At 67.5% G+C, this 17,825-nt stretch carries 16 protein-coding genes; 3 read left to right on the plus strand and 13 right to left on the minus strand.

Going from position 1 to position 17,825, the window contains the following annotated elements:
* Positions 1-94: 94 nt before the first annotated feature.
* From N800_RS05430 to N800_RS15845, 3 genes are all read left to right on the plus strand, one after another.
* Positions 95-526 (plus strand): nuclear transport factor 2 family protein, encoded by a 432-nt coding sequence (locus N800_RS05430; protein ID WP_036135617.1) that lies wholly within the window; start codon positions 95-97, stop codon positions 524-526.
* A gap of 43 nt (positions 527-569) precedes the next feature.
* Positions 570-1,583 (plus strand): TolB-like translocation protein, encoded by a 1,014-nt coding sequence (locus N800_RS15250; protein ID WP_084087244.1) that lies wholly within the window; start codon positions 570-572, stop codon positions 1,581-1,583.
* A 65-nt stretch (positions 1,584-1,648) separates the two neighbouring features.
* On the plus strand, positions 1,649-1,813 hold the full coding sequence (locus N800_RS15845) for a hypothetical protein (RefSeq protein WP_156962878.1): 165 nt from the start codon (positions 1,649-1,651) through the stop codon (positions 1,811-1,813).
* 36 nt (positions 1,814-1,849) lie between these two features.
* Here N800_RS15845 and tkt read toward each other — a convergent pair whose 3' ends face one another.
* From tkt to N800_RS05500, 13 genes are all read right to left on the minus strand, one after another.
* Entirely contained in the window at positions 1,850-3,838 is a 1,989-nt protein-coding gene (gene tkt / locus N800_RS05440) for a transketolase (protein ID WP_036135619.1), read from the minus strand.
* A gap of 322 nt (positions 3,839-4,160) precedes the next feature.
* On the minus strand, positions 4,161-5,465 hold the full coding sequence (locus N800_RS05445; RefSeq protein WP_036135622.1) for a dicarboxylate/amino acid:cation symporter: 1,305 nt from the start codon (positions 5,463-5,465) through the stop codon (positions 4,161-4,163).
* Between the two features lie 53 nt (positions 5,466-5,518).
* Positions 5,519-7,186, minus strand: coding sequence for a BatD family protein (locus N800_RS05450; protein WP_052107951.1), 1,668 nt, complete (start codon positions 7,184-7,186; stop codon positions 5,519-5,521).
* A gap of 110 nt (positions 7,187-7,296) precedes the next feature.
* A complete protein-coding gene (locus tag N800_RS05455) occupies positions 7,297-9,003 on the minus strand; it encodes a VWA domain-containing protein (protein WP_036135624.1) in 1,707 nt (568 codons plus the stop codon).
* A 2-nt stretch (positions 9,004-9,005) separates the two neighbouring features.
* Positions 9,006-10,022, minus strand: coding sequence for a vWA domain-containing protein (locus tag N800_RS05460; RefSeq protein ID WP_036135626.1), 1,017 nt, complete (start codon positions 10,020-10,022; stop codon positions 9,006-9,008).
* Positions 10,022-10,519: a DUF4381 domain-containing protein gene (locus N800_RS05465; RefSeq protein WP_332257263.1), complete on the minus strand. Its 498-nt coding sequence runs from the start codon at positions 10,517-10,519 to the stop codon at positions 10,022-10,024. Before N800_RS05465 ends, N800_RS05460 begins: the two co-directional genes overlap by 1 nt.
* Positions 10,477-11,469: a DUF58 domain-containing protein gene (locus N800_RS05470; RefSeq protein WP_084087246.1), complete on the minus strand. Its 993-nt coding sequence runs from the start codon at positions 11,467-11,469 to the stop codon at positions 10,477-10,479. Before N800_RS05470 ends, N800_RS05465 begins: the two co-directional genes overlap by 43 nt.
* Positions 11,470-11,479: 10 nt before the next feature.
* On the minus strand, positions 11,480-12,475 hold the full coding sequence (locus tag N800_RS05475; RefSeq protein ID WP_036135632.1) for an AAA family ATPase: 996 nt from the start codon (positions 12,473-12,475) through the stop codon (positions 11,480-11,482).
* Positions 12,476-12,637: 162 nt separating this feature from the next.
* Positions 12,638-14,605 (minus strand): type IV pilus secretin PilQ, encoded by a 1,968-nt coding sequence (locus tag N800_RS05480; RefSeq protein ID WP_036135635.1) that lies wholly within the window; start codon positions 14,603-14,605, stop codon positions 12,638-12,640.
* A gap of 17 nt (positions 14,606-14,622) precedes the next feature.
* On the minus strand, positions 14,623-15,177 hold the full coding sequence (locus tag N800_RS05485; RefSeq protein ID WP_156962879.1) for a pilus assembly protein PilP: 555 nt from the start codon (positions 15,175-15,177) through the stop codon (positions 14,623-14,625).
* Position 15,178: 1 nt separating this feature from the next.
* The gene (locus N800_RS05490; protein ID WP_036135638.1) at positions 15,179-15,856 is read right to left on the minus strand and encodes a type IV pilus inner membrane component PilO; all 678 of its coding nucleotides are present in this window, start codon (positions 15,854-15,856) and stop codon (positions 15,179-15,181) included.
* Positions 15,853-16,551, minus strand: a complete 699-nt coding sequence (locus N800_RS05495) for a PilN domain-containing protein (protein WP_036135640.1) — start codon at positions 16,549-16,551, stop codon at positions 15,853-15,855. The genes N800_RS05490 and N800_RS05495 overlap by 4 nt, the downstream gene beginning before the upstream one ends.
* Positions 16,551-17,609: a pilus assembly protein PilM gene (locus N800_RS05500; RefSeq protein WP_036135643.1), complete on the minus strand. Its 1,059-nt coding sequence runs from the start codon at positions 17,607-17,609 to the stop codon at positions 16,551-16,553. Before N800_RS05500 ends, N800_RS05495 begins: the two co-directional genes overlap by 1 nt.
* Positions 17,610-17,825 lie beyond the last annotated feature (216 nt).

Raw genomic sequence — 17,825 nt, forward strand, 5'->3', positions numbered from 1 at the left:
ACCGCCAACGTTTCGTCGCAGGCCCCGCAGACAAGGGGTGTAGCGGCATCGTCCAATGCACCGGTACCTCACCCAGAACCTGCTTGGAGGAGCGATGTCCGCGTTTTCCCTGTTCCTTGCCGCTGCCGCAGCGGCGACCAACCCGCCGCCGCCCGATGCGGCCACACTCGCCGCAATCGAGGCGACGTGCTTCGACTACGTGGACGGCCAACTGGAAGCCGACCCCGAGCGCGTGGCGCGCGCGCTGCATCCGGACCTCGCCAAGCGCATGGTCATTGGTGACACGCCATACGAGCGGCTCGGCCTGCGCCGCATGGGCAAGGAGGAACTGGTGGGGCTGACCCGGCAGGGCGCGCTGAAGACACCCAAGGAGCAGTGGAACCGTACGTGCCGCGTGCTGGACGTAACCGGCAACGCCGCATCCGTGCGGCTGGAAACGCCGTGGTTCGTCGACTACTTCCACATGGGCAAGTTCGGCGAGCGCTGGATCATCGTCAACGCGCTCTGGTACAGCAAACCCAAGTGATCGCCACGCCGGGACATGCTCCCGGCGACGTAATGGAGGACGAATGCGTCTTATCGCAATGACAATGGCGGGACTGCTGGTCGCCGGCTGCAGTACAGCAGAACAGGCACCCAATACGGTCGATCCAAGCGAAGCCAGTCCAGTTTTTGCCGCCGCCGCGGAGAGAAGCTCCGCGGCGGAGGTGCGCACCCTGCCGACCGCGCAGGCCGATGTCGCGTTCCTGATCGGTGAAGGCTGGCTGTCTGGCCCGCGTAACGACTACAACCTGAGCACGGACGCGCATGCACGGTTGATGGTGTTCGCCCGTTCGGCCGCGGACTTCAAGGACAGCCGCATCTGGTTTGCACGCCGCGAAGGCCAAGGCTGGAACGCACCGACGGAAGTGCCCTTCACGGATCCGCGCTACAAGGACTCGGATCCGTGGCTGACGCCGGATGGCAAGACGATGTACTTCGTCTCCAACCGGCCCGTGGCCGGCGACGCGCCGAACGGCAACCTCGACATCTGGCGCGTGAGCGTGGATGCCGGGCACTTTGGCACTCCAGAACACCTCGCAGCGGTGGCGTCCGACGGTGAGGAACTGGGCCCTGAACTCCACGATGGCTGGCTGTACTTCAACAGTTCCCGCAAAGGCGGTCCCGCCAAGCTGGCGATCTACCAGGCCCGCGTGAATGGCAGCGGGATCGGCAAGCCGCTGCCCCTGCCAGCACCGTTCAACGACGGCGACATCCAAGGTGACTTCACGCTGTCGCCCGATGGCCGCGTGGCGATGTTCTGGAGCAGACGGGACGGCTCGGACGAGTTGGACCTGTTCGCCACCTGCAGACGGCCGACGGCCTGGTCGCGGGCCGTGCGACTGCCAGCACCGATCAATGGCGTGGGCATGGACTTCACCCCTGCCTTCAGCGGCGATGGCCGCGTGCTTTACTTCGCCAGCCTGCGTGCGGGCGATGGCGCCGCCGATCCGGGCGGCACATTGAACGGGCAGTCCAACCTCTACATCGCTCCGGCGACGCTGGTGGATGCTGCGTTGCGCGCGGGAGGTTGCGATGTTTGACGGGGCCGTGTGGAAGACCCTGTGGTTTCGCACCCCCGTGGCGGTGAACTGCGCGCGAAGCTGCAGTGGCTTGGCGTGAAAATCCAGTGGCGTACCGCATCGGCACGGATGGGCGGTTGGTGGAAAGCACCGATGCGGTGGATGCGTTCACGGCCAACAACTTCGGCCTGCAGCTGCGATACCGCTATGAGCGGCACGGCCAGCACCAAAAAAAAAAAAAAAGGGGCTGAAAGGCCCCGTTTTCATTCCACGCCGTGGCAGGCCGGTCAAAGCGCCTTGGCCGCCTCCACCACCTTGTCCACGGTGAAGCCGTACTTCTCGAACAGCTTCTCCGCCGGCGCGCTGGCACCGAACTCGTCGATGCCGATCACGGCACCGTCCAGGCCCACGTACTTGCGCCAGAAGTCGCTCACGCCGGCTTCGATGGCCACGCGCTTGCGGCAGGCCTTGGGCAGCACGGCTTCGCGGTAAGCCGCGTCCTGGCGGTCGAACACGTCGGTCGACGGCATCGATACCACGCGCACCTTGTCGCCCAACTGCTCGGCGGCCTGCGTGGCCAGCCCGACTTCCGAACCGGTGGCGATCAGGATGATCTCCGGCGCGCCGACGCTGTCCTTCAGCACGTAACCGCCGCGCGCAATATCAGCCACCTGCTGCGCGCTGCGCGGCTGGTGCGCCAGGTTCTGGCGAGAGAACACCAGGCAGCTCGGGCCGTCATGTCGCATGATCGCCGCCTTCCACGACACGGCGGATTCCACCGCGTCGCACGGGCGCCACACGTCGTTGTGCGGGATGTAGCGCAGGCTGGCCAGGTGCTCGATCGGCTGGTGGGTCGGACCGTCCTCGCCCAGGCCGATGGAGTCGTGGGTGTACACGTGGATGGCCTGCGCGCCCATCAGCGCGCTCATGCGCACCGCATTGCGCGCGTAGTCGCTGAACACCAGGAAGGTGGCGTCGTACGGGATGAAGCCACCGTGCAGGCTCAGGCCGTTGCTGATCGCGGTCATCGCGAACTCGCGCACGCCGAAGTAGATGTAGTTGGCGTTGGGGTCGTCGGTGGCGACCGACTTGCTGCCCTTCCACAGGGTCAGGTTGGAATGCGCCAGGTCGGCCGAGCCACCGACCAGTTCCGGCAACAGCGGCGCATAGGCCTCGATGGCCATCTGCGAGGCCTTGCGCGAGGCCACGACCGGACCTTCGGCCTGCAGCTTGGCGATGTAGGCATCAGCGTCGGCGACGAAGGTGGCCGGCAGCTCGGCGTGCGAACGGCGCACCAGCTCGTCGGCCAGTTCCGGGTACTGCGCGGCATAAGCATCGAACACGCGGTTCCACTGGTCCTCGCGCACCAGGCCGGCGTTGCCCGCGCGCCAGCCATCGGCGATGGCCTGCGGGATCTCGAACGGACCGTGCTCCCAGCCCAGCGCGGCGCGGGTGGCAACGACTTCGTCCTTGCCCAGCGGCGCGCCGTGGCTGGATTCCTTGCCCGCCTTCGCCGGCGAACCGAAGCCAATCGTGGTGCGGCAGCAGATCAGGGTCGGCTTGTCGGTGGACTTCAGCGCGGTTTCGATCGCGGTCTTGATCTCGGTGGCGTCATGGCCATCGACGCCGCGGATCACGTTCCAGCCGTAGGCCTCGAAACGCGCCGGGGTGTCGTCGGTGAACCAGCCGTCGGTGTTGCCGTCGATCGAGATCTTGTTGTCGTCCCAGAATGCGACCAGCTTGTGCAGGCCCCAGGTGCCGGCCAGCGACGCGGCCTCGTGCGAGACGCCTTCCATCAGGCAGCCGTCGCCCATGAACACCCAGGTGCGGTGGTCGACGATCTCGAGCTCGGGCTTGTTGAAGCGCTGTGCGAGCAGCTTCTCTGCCAGCGCCATGCCCACGGCATTGGCGAAACCCTGGCCCAGCGGACCGGTGGTGGTCTCAACGCCCGGGGTGTGGGTGTTCTCCGGGTGGCCGGCGGTCTTGCTGCCCAGCTGGCGGAAGTTCTTCAGCTCATCCAGGGGCAGGTCGTAACCGGACAGGTGCAGCAGCGCGTACTGCAGCATCGAGCCATGGCCGTTGGACAGCACGAAGCGGTCGCGGTTGAACCACTTCGGGTTGTTGGGGTTGTGGCTGTAGTAGTCGTTCCACAGCACCTCGGCGATGTCGGCCATGCCCATCGGCATGCCGGGGTGGCCGGAGTTGGCGGCCTGTACGGCGTCGATGGCGAGGAAACGGATGGCGTTGGCGAGATCGCGGCGGCTGGGCGTCGTCATGGGTCGGCGAGGGCTTTCTGGGAGGCGGAAGGAGGCGCGGCCGGGCCTGGACGGGCGGGCCGGACGCCCATTGTCCCATCCGGCAGCCTCCCGTGTCGCCCTCGGGGCCGTTCAGGTTTCCCCTGGCTTCAGTGAACGGGCTGCCAACTCGGGCTCGAATCGCCTCGCTCCAGGTGCCACCGAGGTGAAGAGTGCTTCGGGCCTCGGGGGCGTTGCGGAAAAGCCGGCCATGGATGGCCGGCGGCCCGACTCGTGGCGGGATGCCGCGACGGAGGGCTGGAGCAACGCCCCGAGACCCGAAGCCCGCCCGCACCGTCATTGCTCAACCAGCAGGCGAATCCACTTCCCCGCGAGACACCACGGCCGCAGCCGCCAAGTCTCCGGTGACATTCAAAGTAGTCCGGCACATGTCCAGGAACCGATCCACGCCCAGGATCAGGCCAATCCCTTCCGGCGGCACCCCCACCATCCCGCAGATCAGCGCCACCACCGGCAGCGAACCCGCCGGCACGCCTGCGGTACCAATACCGCCCAGGATGCACACGAACATCACCGTCACCTGCTGCGCCAGCGACAGCTCCACGCCGAAGAACTGCGCCAGGAACAGCACCGTCACGCCCTCGAACAGCGCCGTGCCGTTCTGGTTGGCCGTGGCGCCCACGGTCAGCACGAAACGCGACACGCGCTTGGGCAGGCCCAGTTCCTCCTCGGCCACGCGCAGCGCGGTCGGCAGCGTGGCGTTGCTGGACGCGGTGGAGAACGCCATCACCATCGCCTCCTGCGAGCCCTTGAAGAACTTCACCGGCGAGTAGTTGCCCACGAACTTCAGCGCCAGCGAATAGGTCACGAACATGTGCAGCGCCAACGCCAGCACCACCACGCCAACGTACGCACCCAGTCGCACCAGCAGGTCCCAGCCGAACAGCGCGGCCAGGTTGAACATGAAGCAGAACACCGCGTACGGCGCCAGCTTGATGACCATGCCGATCAGGGTCATCGACACTTCGAACAGGCCTTCGATGCCGCGCTTGAGCGTGTCGGACGCCTCACTGCGCGTTGCGACCAGGCCGATGCCCAGCATCAGCGCGAAGAACATCACCGCCAGGATGGCGTTGTTGGACGCGGCCGCGACCACGTTGTCGGGCACGATGGACAACAGCATGTCCATGCCCTTGGGCTGCTGGGCGGTGCTGCTGATGATGGACTGCGCGCGTTCGGAGCCTTCGGCCAGCATCTGCTGCGCGGCGGCGCGGTCCACGCCGGCCCCCGGCTGCAGCCAGTTGACCAGCACGAGGCCGATCAGCACCGCGATTGCCGAAACGACCACGGTGTAGGCCAATGTGCGCCAACCCACCCGCCCCAATGCGCGGATGTCGCCCATCTCCGCGATACCCACCACCAGCGCGGAGAACAGCAGCGGGATCACCAGCATGAAGATCAGCCGCAGGAACAGCGTGCCGGCCGGCTGGGTCACGGTGCTCGTCAGCCACTGCACCCAGCCCGCGTCGGCGCCGGCGCTGTAGTGCACGAACATCCCCAGCAGCAGTCCCGCGAAGAAGCCGATGGCCATCTTCCAGTGCAAGGGCAGTTTCTTCTTGCCCTGGGTGGTCGCATGGGCTTCGGTCATCGTGGGGGTCCCCGGTGGAATCCCGGGAGCTTAGCAAACCGGTCCTGGCGGGCTCAGCGCTCCGGGTACAGCGGCGGTAGCGGATCGGGCTTGCTGGCGGCCGGGGCCGGCCGCCAACGCGGGCCCTTGGCGAAGGCCTCGCGCAGCGCAGCACGTGCCGCGCGGCCATCGCCTTCGGACCAGCGGGCGCGCTGCAACAGATCCACGGCATCGCGTTGGCGGAGGTCAGCCAGCTGCGCACGCAGCGGGTCCATGCCCATGCACGGCTGCGGTGCCAGCGCGAGCAAGGCCTCCGCCACGTCGCCCAGACTGCCGGTGTCCAGCGCGCGACGCAGCACCCCGGGATCGACAGACAGGATGCCTGCGGCCGATGCCTGGAGCGACGGCGTACCGACGCGTCCGCCCGCGGGCGCGCGTCCCCCGCGATGGCTCAGCCACCACACAAGCGTCACCAGCCACAACGCCGCGAAGACCACTGTGGCGACCACCCAGGGGTTGCCCAGGCGCGCGGCCATCCCCCCCCGGTCGCCCGCAGCGCCTGGCGACCCGGCGCCATCCGGCGCGGTCGACGCCGGGGCGGATGCGGACGGTGACACCTTTACGCCCGAGGCCACCGCGACCTTGAGAGACAGCGCCGGCAAGCTGGCCACTCGCGTGCTGCCCGTGCGGACATCCCACCAGGCCAGCTTCAACGCAGGCACATGGACCGCGCCGGCGCGCGCCGGGACCAGCGAAAATCGCCGCAGCTGCTTCACCCTTGGACGGCCACCCGCGAAGCCCTCGTCGCTCTTCACCGGCTCGGCGAAGACTTGCACCCCATCGATCGACGGAAACCGCACCTCGGGCATCTGCGCGGCCGTCGCGCCATCGGCCGTGATCTCGACCACCAGGTCGGTGGCCTCGCCCACGCGCAGGGTCGTGGGCACGGTGCGGTAACGCAACTCCAGGGCGTGCAAGGGCAGCCACGGTTGCGGCGCGTTGGCGGGCGGCGCCTGCACCTGCAGGAAACGGGGGCGGGCCTGCGCTTTCAGCACGCCCCCTCGATCCCCGAACAGGTCATCGAAAAATCCACCGGTGCCCCGCCCTTCGAAGCTCGCGCCGGGCAGGGTGAGCGTCCCGCTACGCTCGGGCAGCAGCAGGAAACGCCGCTCGACCACCATGTAGCGCCGGCCACCAACGTCGCGCGTGTACTGCGCATCCTCGCCCACGCGCTGGAGCGTCGCGCCGTCCGGCGCAGGCTGGTCGAGCGCGCCGGAAACCAGCGGCACGGCCGAGTACAGCCGCACCACCCAACCCACCGCCTGTTGCACATACGGCGTCTCGTCATCCGGCTCGCTTTCGATGAAGACGTTGTCGCCGGTGCGCGCGGGTGCGGGCGCCGAAGTCGCTCCCGACGCAACCACCAACGTCAGCGGCGATGTGCGTGCCGCGCCGACGGCCAGCGCCGGCACGGTGAGCACGCCGTCGCGGCGTGGGCGCAGCGCCACGCCGTACAGCGCCCGCACCGTGGCTTGGCCGTTGCGCATATGGAATTCGCGGCGGCTGGTGTTGCCACTGACCACGAAGTCGCGCTGCAGCGGAGAGAAGTCCGGCATCGGGTTGCCGGGCTGGGTGGTTTCCACGTTGAGGGTGACGGTTTCGCCCGCACCGATGCGATCCCGGTCCAGCCACGCGCGCGTTTGTGCCGAAGCCGCTGCGACCACTGCGAACTGCAGCAGCAAGGCGCACCACAGCCCCCAGGCAAACGACGCCCTCGTCGATCGACGTGCACGCGGTGCGCCTGCGATCCAGCCCCGTGGGAAAGCGCCATGTCGGGCAATGCAATCAATGGTCACCGCGATGAACCTCCCTGCCGCAGGCGGCGCTGGTATTCCAGCCGGAACTTCTCCCGGAGTAGGCCGCCGGGTTCGTCGGGGACACGCCGCAGCCACGCCTCGTTGGCGATGCGCCGTTCACGCTCGGCGGCGGTTTCGGTCTGGGCCGGGCGGTCGCCCTGCCCCGGTTTTGCGCCCTCGCTGGGCTGACCGCCTTGGGCCACGGCCTGGCGCATACGCTCGCGCTGGGCCGCGTCGGCTTGGGCCTGCGCAGCCGCGTCCGCGCCCTGCGTGGGCTTCGGCCGAGGTGCCGCGCCCTCCGCTTGGCTGGAGGGCGATGTTCGACTCTGTTCCTGCGGCACGGCAGGGTCACCCGCTCCCTGGTCGGCTCCGGCCGAACCGCGCTCACCAGGACGACCGTCACCGGCCTCGGGGCGCCCCTTGCCCGCCGGCGGCTTCCCACCCGGCGGTGATTTGCGCTTCATCACGGCTTCCACCGCACGCCGGTTGGCCTCGGCATCCGCCATGCCGGGCGCGCGCTGCAATGCCGCGTCGTAGGCGCGGATGGCCTCCTGGTAACGCCCCGCCCGGGCCAGCGCGTTGCCCCGGTTGTAGTGCGCATCCGCACTGTCCACCTGGGCGAAGCCCTGCGCCGCGCCCGCGAAATCGCCTTGCCGATACCGCTGCGTGGCCGTCTCCATCGCGGCATGCTGCACCTGGTCGGGACGCCGCCACCAGTCGGCCGCCTGCACCGCGCCCAGCGGCCAACCAAGCGCCAGGACCAGGATCGCCACCACGGCACCGCGGCGGAACAGCGGCAGAGCCAACAGCATCACCGCAGGCAACAGCCAGTAACCTTCATCCAACCAATGGCGGCCGCCGCTTTCAGCGTCGCCTGCACCTGTGGTGCCGCGCGGCGCCAGTACGCCGAGGCCCCGCAGGTCCGCATCGTCCATCGTGATGCGCTGGTAACGCCCGTTGCCCGCGCTGGCGAGCCGTCGCAGCGACGCTTCATCGAATCCGCCTCCGGCCCCCGTCGCCACCCCGACCCCGATGACGGAGACGTTGAAGCCCGCTGTTGCGGCCTGGGTACTGGCCGCAACGTCAGCGTCGGTCGCGTGGTCACCCATGACCACGATGTCGCCTTGCGTGAAGCCAGCCTGGCGCAGCAATTTCGCCGACCAGCCGATGGCGCGGTCGATGCGTTGGCCGTCCACCGGCATCACCTCCGACGACAGCGCATCCAGGAACACCGCCACGTTGTTCGCATCGGCCGTCAACGGCGCCACGGTGAAGGCATCGCCTGCGTAGGCGACGAGACCCACCTGACCACCGCGGCGTTGCTGCAGCAGCATCGCCAACTTGGCCCGGGCCTGTGCCAGCCGCGACGGCGGGAGGTCGCGACGATCGATTGCAGTGGACAGGTCCAGCGCCACCACCAGAGGGGCGTGGCTTTGCCACAGCGGTTGTTCGACCTGACGCCAACTCGGTCCGGCCAAGGCCAGGATCGCCAACACGTAGGCAGCGCCCGTCAACCAGCGCCCACGCCGGTGCGCAGGCGCGGCCTCGACGACCAGCAGGTGGCGAAGCAGGTGGGCATCCACCACCCCGCGCCACACTTCGCCGCGCCGCGTGCGTCGGGCCGCCAGCCACCACCCCAGTGGCAACGCCAGCAGCGCCCACAACCACAGCGGCCGCAACCAGTGCACGACTCCCGCGTCCATGCTCAGTTCCTCCGCCGCTGCGGCCGCAGGAAGGCGACCATGGCCAGCAGCCAAGCGGCGCCCAATGGCCACGGATAACGTTCCAGGCGCGGACGCACTGCTTCGCCGGCGCGGGTGATCGGTTCGATGCGATCGATCTCGGCGTAGATGCCCGCCAGCTCGGCCGTGTCGCGCGCACGGAAAAACTGCCCACCGGTGGTCCGGGCAATGGCGGCCAGTCCCTTCTCGTCAATCTCGTCACCCGCGCCCGGCATCGGCAGCTGGAACCCGAACAGGGACAGCGTGCCCTCTCCGCCAAAGGCGATGGTATGCACGCGCACCCCGGCATCACGCGCCAGCTCTGCAGCCTTGGCCGGCTGCAGTGCGCCCGCGGTGTTCACGCCATCGGTGAGCAGCACCAGCACGCGCTGCCCCTCGGTCTGGGCGCGCAAGCGCTTGACCGCCAAACCAATGGCATCGCCCACTGCGGTTTCCTGCCCGGCCAGGCCCACCACGCTGTCCTGCAACTGGTCGCGCACCGACTGGTGGTCCAACGTGGCCGGGGTAAGCACATACGCGCTTCGCCCAAATACCAGCAGCCCAACGCGATCGCCGGCGCGATGGTCGAGGAAGTCGGCGAGCACGGCTTTCGCGGCGGTGAGCCGATCCACACGCTGCCCGCCCAGCTCCATGTCCGGCTCGCTCATGCTGCCCGACAGGTCCAGGGCCAGCATCAGTTCGCGGCCGGCATGCGGTGGCTGCACCGCATCGCCCAGTTGCTGCGGTCGCGCGGCGGCCAGGCACAGCAGGGCCCAGGCGGCCCACAGCCATCCACCTGCAGCGAGCAGCCGCCGCGGACCACCGCGCGACGCACTTGTCGATTGCACGCGCGCGCCATAGGGCACGCGCAAGGCCGGATCGTGGCTGGTTACTGGGCGGGCCCACCAGGAAACGATTGCCGGCAGTGGCAGAGCCAGCAACAACCATGGCCATGCCAGCGACACATCGCGCCAGTTCACCGGCAGAGGCATCCAGTCCATCACCGTTGCATCATCCAGAGGATGAAACGCGGCCGGGCAATTCGCTGCAGAGCCTGGACTTCATCGGCGTGCACATCGGGGCGGAAGGCCGCGTCGAGCAGCAGACGGCCTTGCGGTGTATTGAAGACGGCCGGCTCAAGGCCGCGATCGAGCATGACCAACCAGGCGTCGCCCTGAAGCCGATCGGCCTGCGGATCGTGCAGCCGGGCGGCACGCCGCAACAGCTCCGACATCGCGGCCACGGCCTGGGGCCGCGATGGCGCGGCGGCAATCGCCTGATCGAATATATCGGCGATGCGGGCGTGCCGCCGACGGCGGCGCCAGTGGCGCCAGAGAAATCCAGCCAGCACGGTCAGCACCGCAACGCCCACCAACCACCAGCCCGGCGCAGGCGGCCACCACGACGGTGCGGCCACCGCATGGATGTCACGCAGGACGAGAGTGGGGTCGCTGCTCATGCCACCAGGGGCCGCGGCCGTCCCAGCAAGGGCAGCCATGCATCGCCGGGCTCGTCGGTGGACACCGCCTGCACCCGCACGCCGCGCAGGGGCAGTGTTGCCATCGCCGCGCGCAAAGGCTCCGAGAAGGTCGCCATCCATTGCTTGCGCTGCGCGGGGCTGGCGAGGTCGAGGTCGAGCCGCGAATCGCCGGACTGCATCGGCAACTGCTTCGCGGGTGGTCGCAGTTCCAGCGGATCGGTGAATAGCAACACGATGACTTCGTGGTGCTGACTGAGTGCGGGCCAGCGCTCGGCGGGCACCTCGATCAGGCTGGCAGGGTCGGCCAGCACGATGAGTCGCGAACCGGGGCGCACGATCCGTCGCGCCCGGTCGAGCGCGGCGCCCAAGCCCTCGTCATTGGCGGGCGGCTCCCGGTACCAGCGCACCAGCGCATCCAGCACTCGCAATGCGCCACGCGCACCGGCGGCGGGCGCAAGGGGCGCCTCGCGGCTGGAGCCACGGAGTGCGCAAAGCCGGTCGCCCTCGGCGACGGCCACCCAGGCCGCCATTGCGCCGGTTCGCGCCGCCTGCACCGATTTGAATCGCACCCGCGTGCCGAAATAAAGCGCGGGCGCCGTATCGGCCACCAGCACCGTCATCCGCTCGCGCTCGGCCTGGAAGAGCTTGGTATGCGGTCGCCCGCTGCGCGCGGTCAGCCGCCAATCGATGTGGCGCGCGTCGTCGCCGGGGATGTACTCGCGTGATTCGGCGTACTCCATGCCCCGGCCTCGCAGCGGGGACAGCGCCTGCCCCGTGACGCCGTGGCGTCCATGCCAAGCCCGACGGCGGCCGAGCGCAACGGACCGCAGGGCCACCAGCTCCTGCAGCGAAGGCGCCATGCCTTCGGTGGGTTCGCGCGCGGACGTCGCCCCTTGGGTCACAGGCTTCCCCGTCAACACCGGAGACTGCGTCGCACCGGGATTGATCCAAGATGGAGTCGATCGCATGACGCAGGCCTCAGGGCAGCGGTACCAACCGCAACAGTTCGGCAGTAAGTCGGTCACCGTCCCAGCCCTCGGCCGTGGCTTCGTACGAGGGAAGGATGCGGTGGCGCAGGACATCTGGCGCCACCGCGCGCACGTCGTCGGGGGTCACGAAGTCGCGCCCGGCCAGCCATGCGTAGGCACGCGCGCAGCGCTCCAAAGCGATCGACCCACGCGGGCTTGCACCCCAGCCGATCCGTCGCGCGAGATTCGGGTCGTAGCGAGCCGCATCGCGCGAGGCGACCACCAGCTCGATCACGTAACGTTCGACGCTAGGTGCCACGTGCAGATCCAGTACCGCCGCTCGCGCGGCCATTACCTCCGCCTGGGTGATCTGTTGGGATTCGACATGCGGAGTCGGCGCCACCGCCATCCGTGCCTGCTCGCGCGCAAGGCGCAGGATTTCGGCCTCCGCATCGACCTGCGGATACCCGATACGTACATGCATCAGGAACCGGTCCAACTGCGCCTCGGGCAGCGGGAAGGTGCCCTCCTGCTCGATCGGATTCTGGGTGGCCATGACCAGGAACAGCGGCGGCAAGGCGTACGTGTGTCGACCAACGGTGACCTGGCGCTCGCCCATCGCCTCAAGCAATGCGGATTGCACCTTGGCCGGGGCGCGGTTGATCTCGTCGGCCAACAGGATCGAGTGGAAAATCGGGCCCGACTGGAACTCGAAACGCCCTTCCTGCGGTCGCCACACCTCGGTGCCCGTGAGGTCCGCCGGCAGCAGATCCGGGGTGAACTGCACGCGGGCAAAGTCCGCGTCCAGCCGTCCGGCCAATACCCGGATGGCCGTGGTTTTCGCGAGGCCTGGCGCGCCTTCGACCAGAAGGTGACCATCGGCCAGCAAGGCGACCAGCAACCGCTCGACCAGTGCCGCCTGGCCAATGATCCGCCGGCCCAAATCGTCCCGCAGCGCCGAAAAGGTGGCGTGCAGCGTCGCAGGCTGGTTATCCGCTCCGTCCATCGTCGTTCCGCGCAGGTGGTGCAGGGATTCTGACCGATAGCGGGCCGCATGGTTCAACGACGCGGTCGCAGGTTCAGCTGGGAGCCGAGCGGCACCGCCCGGAACGCAAAAACGCCAAGGGCTCCACGAAGGAGCCCTTGGCACGATCATTGTCAGGACAGGTCAGCGCTGCGACACGCGCAACACCTTCGGCGTTACGAAGATCAGCAGTTCTGCCTTCTCCTTTTGACGCCCCTTCTTCTTGAACAGGTTGCCAAGGAACGGGATATCGCCCAGGAACGGCACCTTGGAGACGTCGTTGCGGTCACGGAACTCGTACACGCCACCGATCACCACGGTCTGGCCGTCGTCGACAAGAACGGCTGTGTTGATCGCGCGTTTGCTGATCTGCGGCACATCACCGATGGAGGTATTGATGAAGCCGTCGATCTCGTCCTTCTTGACGTCCATGTTGAGGAACACACGGCCGTCATTGGTGATGGTCGGGACGACCTTCATTTCCAGCAGCACGTCCTTGAACTGGACGTTCGGAATCGGGATCGAGTTGCCACCCTGCTGCGGCGAAATCGTGACGTAGCCAACTTCCTGACCCTGACTAATTACCGCTTCGCGCTGGTTGGCAGTGACGATGCGCGGATTGGAAATGACCTCGCCGCGGCCTTCCTGCTGCATGGCCGAGAGTTCGACATCAAGCAGGTAGCCGGCATTCAGGATCGAGAGTGCCACGGCGCCAGCGGGGTTATTGACTGCCAAGTTCGTCATCATCTGGCGGGTGACGGTAAAGCCCGGCTCGCCAGCCATGAGCGCGTTAGAACGCGAAAGCGCGGTTTCGGACGAGGCGTCAGCACTGCCGCCGAAACCCAAGGTGCTGCGATCACCGTCCTTACCCGCCGCACCATTGATGCCGAAACGAGAGCCCAGCTCGCGGGAGAAGCTCTCCGTCGCGATGACGACGCGGGCTTCGATCACCACTTGGTCAACCGGACGATCAATGACCCGGATCAGCTCGCGCATCTGCGCAACCTTCTTCGGGATGTCGCTGATCATCAGCGTATTGGTGCGCTCATCGGCCACCATGCGGCCGCGGGGTGACATGAAACCGCTGTCCTGGTTGCTCTGACCACCGCCACCACCACCACTGCCACCACTACCACCGCCACCCACTCCCTTGGCCTCAGACAGCGCCTTGAAGATCTGCGCAGCATTGTGATAGTTGATCTGGATGTACTCGGTCACCGTGTCGACGCGGTTGTCGAGCGCGATACGCGCGTCTTCCTTGTCCTGCTCGTACTTGGCGAGCTCGGCCTGGGGGGCGACCCACACCACGTTGCCGCTGCGGCGCTTGTCCAGGCCCTTGGCCTGCAAGACGATGTCCAACGCCTGGTCCCACGGCACGTTGATCATGCGCAGCGTGACGTTGCCCTGCACGGTGTCGGAGGCGACGATGTTGAGCCCCGACTCCTCGGCGATGAGCTGCAGTACCGTGCGCACCGGCACGTCCTGGAAGTTGAAGGTCACCGGCTTGCCCGCGTAGGCCTTGCTCGGGATCGCCGCGCCCGTCGCTCCGACGGCGCGGCCACCGGCTGCCTTGGCACTGGCCACGGCCGCCTTGGGCATCACTTCGACGATGTACTCGTTGCCCATCTGGTAGGCCATCGAATCGAACCCGCCGCGGGTATCCAGCACCAGCTGGGTACCGTTGCCTGCAGGACGTGCGTCGATACGCTGGACCGGCGTGGCGAAGTCGGTGACGTTCAGCGGGCGCTGCAACGACGCCGGCAACTGCGCGTTGCCGACATCGATCACGATCTTCTGTCCCTGGTTCTTCAGGTCCGGTGCGGCGCCATTGCCGTCGAACTTGATCACCAGCCGACCCGAGCCGCCGTCGCCGCGCTTGAAGTCGATGTTGGATACCTGCACGGCGCCCGGAACCTGCTTGGCGGGATCGGTCGCCACGGGCATGCCATTGGCCAGCGACACCGGCATGGCGACCGTTGTGGAGGTCGAAGGCGCTGCCGCATGGGCCGCACTGAGTGCCGCGACCACGCCGATCGCGAGGCCAATGCCCCCCGTGCGGAGGATCAACGGGCGCCGGCCGGGCCGGGAGCGGTTGGCGTTGAAATCGGTCATCTTCCTATCCCCCAGAATCATTGATCTTCCAACGCGACCGTGGCCGGACGTTCCAGCCAACCACCCGCGCCATCCGGCACCAGTTCCACCAGCTCGATGCGGTCGTCGAACACACCGGTCACTCGACCGTCGCTCTGACCCATGTAGGCACCTGGCTGCACGCGATACGTCACTTTGTCGGGCGCCATCACCAGCGCCACCAATCCACCACCGCGTCCCAGCGTGCCGACCATGTCGAGGCTGTCGAGCGGGAACTGCTCCAGCACCTGCTTGCGTCGGGACGCATCCGGGCGTGGGCCACTGCCACCACCATCATCGGTGAAGGCGGTGCTGAACGGATCGCGCAGGGCCTGGGCCGCGTACTCGAACGTCTCGAACTGCTGCATCACCGGCAACGGATCCAACGGCGGCGCAGGGCGTGCCTTCACCTCGGCCACCCACGTTTCCAGATTGGGGGCCTCGCCTGGCGTGCTGGTCACCCCGCGCGCGCAACCGGCCAGTGTGGCCACCAGCGCAACGGCAAGGATGTGGCGCACCAGGGGCGACCCACCGCGGACAGTCAACTCACCCATCTCAGGTCCCCCCCTGGCCCGACGCCGGCGCGCCTGCAGTGCTCTGCTGCGCGGCCACTTCCTCTTCGTCGAGGTAACGATACGTCTTTACCGTGCCGGCCAGCTCCAGCGGGCTGTTCGGCGTGATCGCACCGTCCTTGCCCTGGGTCGCGCGCGGCCGCAACTGGATGTCGTGCATGGTCATGATGACCACGCGCGGCAGCGACGCCACGCCGCTGACGAAGCCGCCGAACTGGTGGTAGGTCCCCACCATGCGCAGCGCGATCGGCTTCTCGGCGTAGAACTCCTTGGGCTGTTCCGGACCCGGCTGGAACAACTCATTGGTGATGCCGGTGGCCAGCGCGGTCTGCGAGATGTCGACGATCAGGTCCGGCATCTCGGTCTTGCTCGGCAGCTGGCGCAGCATCTGCTGCAACTGCTGCTCCATCTGCGCGAGCTGCTGCTTCAGCGGTTCAAGATTGGCGGCGCGCCCCTGCTTGGTCTCGAACTCCGTGCGCAGGTCGGACTCCTGGCGCTCCAGGCCCTCAAGCTCCGTGCGCTTGTCGCGCACGAACAGATACCAGGCCAGGCCGATGATGAGCACGGCCACCAGCGCACAGAAACCTATCTTGGCCTGCTGCGGCCAAGCGCCCATGTTGTTGAAATCGAGTTCCTTGAGTGAAACCTTCTTCTGGCTCACGACGAGGCTCCTGTTGCGGGCGCTGCAGTAGTCGGTGCCGGTGCCGGGGTGGTTGCGGCCGGAGCCGCTCCAGCCGGCGCCGCGCTTTCGGCGGCCGGCGCGGGTGCCGGCGGCGCGTCAGGCACGCCATCGCCATCCTCGTCCTTGGGCGCGTTCGGGTTGGCCAGCTTGACCTGCAGGCTGAACATGTAAGGCAGGCCCTTGTCGGCGCCCTTGGCCTCGATGATCGACAGGTCGGGGTTGGTCATCCAGCCCGAGCTTTCCAGGTTGCGCAGGTAGGTGGACACGCGCGCGTTGGACTGCGAGCGCCCTTCCAGCGTCAGCATTTCCGCGTCCTGCTTGATCGAGGTGAGGATTACGCCGTCAGGAATCGTGCGCACCAGGGAGTCGAACAGGTGCACCATCTGCGAGCGGTTGGCCTGCAACTGCTCGATGACTTCCTTGCGCGCCAGCAGCTTGGCCTTCTTCTTGTCCAGCTCCTCGATCTCGACGATCTGCTTGTCGACCTCGGTGATCCGGTCGCGCAGGAACTGGTTGCGCTCGTTCTGGCCGCTGATCTGGCCGTTGTAGAAGCTGATGATCAGGAACGACAGCAGCACCGCGCCCAGGGCCGACAGGCCCAGCATGGTGGCGAATTCCTTCTGCCGCTGCTTGCGGCGCTCCGCGCGCCAGGGGAGCAGGTTGATCCGTGCCATCAGTCGAAGCTCCTCAGGGCCAGGCCGCAGGCGATCATCAGCGCCGGGGCATCCTGTGCCAGGGCGTGGGCCTGCACGCGCGGACCCAACGTCATCTGCGCCAGCGGGTTGGCGACCGCGGTCGGCACGCCGAGCTGCTCTTCCACCATCTGGGCGATGCCCTGGATGGAGGCGCCGCCACCGGCGATGACGATCTGGTCGACGCGGTTGAACTCGCTGCCCGCGTAGAAGAACTGCAGCAGGCGGCTGATCTGCTGGACCATCGCCTCCTTGAACGGCTCCAGCACCTCGGCCTCGTAGCTCTCAGGCAGGCCGCCCTGGCGCTTGGCCAGACCGGCTTCCTCGTAGCTGAGCCCATAGCGGCGCATCACTTCGTCGGTAAGCTGCTTGCCGCCGAACACCTGCTCGCGGCTGTAGATGGTGCGACCGTTGCGCAACACGTTGAGCGTGGTCATGGTCGCGCCCGAGTCGATCAGGGCCACCAGGCCGTCACGCGGGGTCTTCAGCTGGTCGGCGATGAGCGCGAAGGCGTTCTCGACCGCGAAGGCCTCCACGTCCATGATCTTGGGCGTCAGGCCGCCAAGCTCCAGCGCCGAGGAGCGGACCTCGACGTTCTCGGCGCGCGAGGCGGCGAGCAGGACCTGCACCGATTCGGGACTGTTGGGCATCGGGCCGAGCACCTCGAAGTCGAGGTTCACTTCCTCGATCGGGTACGGCACGTAATTGACCGCCTCCAGTTCCACCTGCGACTCGAGGTCGTCCTCGTCCAGGTCGGCTGGCATCGGGATGACCTTGGTGATCACCGAAGAGCCGGCCACGGCCGCGGCCGCGAACTTCGCGCGCGTGCCCGAGCGCGCCACGGCGCGCTTGATGGCCTCGCCCACCGCCTCGACCTCGACGATGTTCTTTTCCACCACCGCATTGGGCGGCAGCGGCTCGACGGCATAGTGCTCGACCCGGTAGCGGTTGCCCGACCGGGACAACTGCAGCAGCTTCACCGCAGTCGAACTGATGTCCACGCCGACGAGGGCCGGCTGGCTTTTCGTGATGACGCCCACAATATTCTCCCCTTGCCACAAGCGCTTGCGCGAACTTTGTGTGGCCGCGTCTTAAATAACGGACTTTCCCCCGGCTGGCAACCATTTCTTGTCAGAAACTGACGAGCCGATTCCGTCATGCCCCTTAAACGGCAACTGGAAGCGTGACCGGACGCCGGGGTCCAACCCCCGCCTCATCTATACTCCACGGCCAATACACCCGCAATCGGACCGAAT

Origin of the sequence: Lysobacter daejeonensis GH1-9, from assembly GCF_000768355.1 — a bacterium.
GTDB classification, from domain to species: Bacteria; Pseudomonadota; Gammaproteobacteria; order Xanthomonadales; family Xanthomonadaceae; genus Aerolutibacter; species Aerolutibacter daejeonensis.

Bases quoted from the DNA above. Each gene is read 5' to 3' on its own strand.
- N800_RS05430 (WP_036135617.1), top strand. From the start codon at position 95: ATGTCCGCGTTTTCCCTGTTCCTTGCCGCTGCCGCAGCGGCGACCAAC.
- N800_RS15250 (WP_084087244.1), top strand. From the start codon at position 570: ATGCGTCTTATCGCAATGACAATGGCGGGACTGCTGGTCGCCGGCTGC.
- tkt (WP_036135619.1), bottom strand. From the start codon at position 3,838: ATGACGACGCCCAGCCGCCGCGATCTCGCCAACGCCATCCGTTTCCTC.
- N800_RS05445 (WP_036135622.1), bottom strand. From the start codon at position 5,465: ATGACCGAAGCCCATGCGACCACCCAGGGCAAGAAGAAACTGCCCTTG.
- N800_RS05455 (WP_036135624.1), bottom strand. From the start codon at position 9,003: ATGGACGCGGGAGTCGTGCACTGGTTGCGGCCGCTGTGGTTGTGGGCG.
- N800_RS05460 (WP_036135626.1), bottom strand. From the start codon at position 10,022: ATGGACTGGATGCCTCTGCCGGTGAACTGGCGCGATGTGTCGCTGGCA.
- N800_RS05465 (WP_332257263.1), bottom strand. From the start codon at position 10,519: ATGGCTGCCCTTGCTGGGACGGCCGCGGCCCCTGGTGGCATGAGCAGC.
- N800_RS05470 (WP_084087246.1), bottom strand. From the start codon at position 11,469: ATGCGATCGACTCCATCTTGGATCAATCCCGGTGCGACGCAGTCTCCG.
- N800_RS05475 (WP_036135632.1), bottom strand. From the start codon at position 12,475: ATGGACGGAGCGGATAACCAGCCTGCGACGCTGCACGCCACCTTTTCG.
- N800_RS05480 (WP_036135635.1), bottom strand. From the start codon at position 14,605: ATGACCGATTTCAACGCCAACCGCTCCCGGCCCGGCCGGCGCCCGTTG.
- N800_RS05485 (WP_156962879.1), bottom strand. From the start codon at position 15,177: ATGGGTGAGTTGACTGTCCGCGGTGGGTCGCCCCTGGTGCGCCACATC.
- N800_RS05495 (WP_036135640.1), bottom strand. From the start codon at position 16,551: ATGGCACGGATCAACCTGCTCCCCTGGCGCGCGGAGCGCCGCAAGCAG.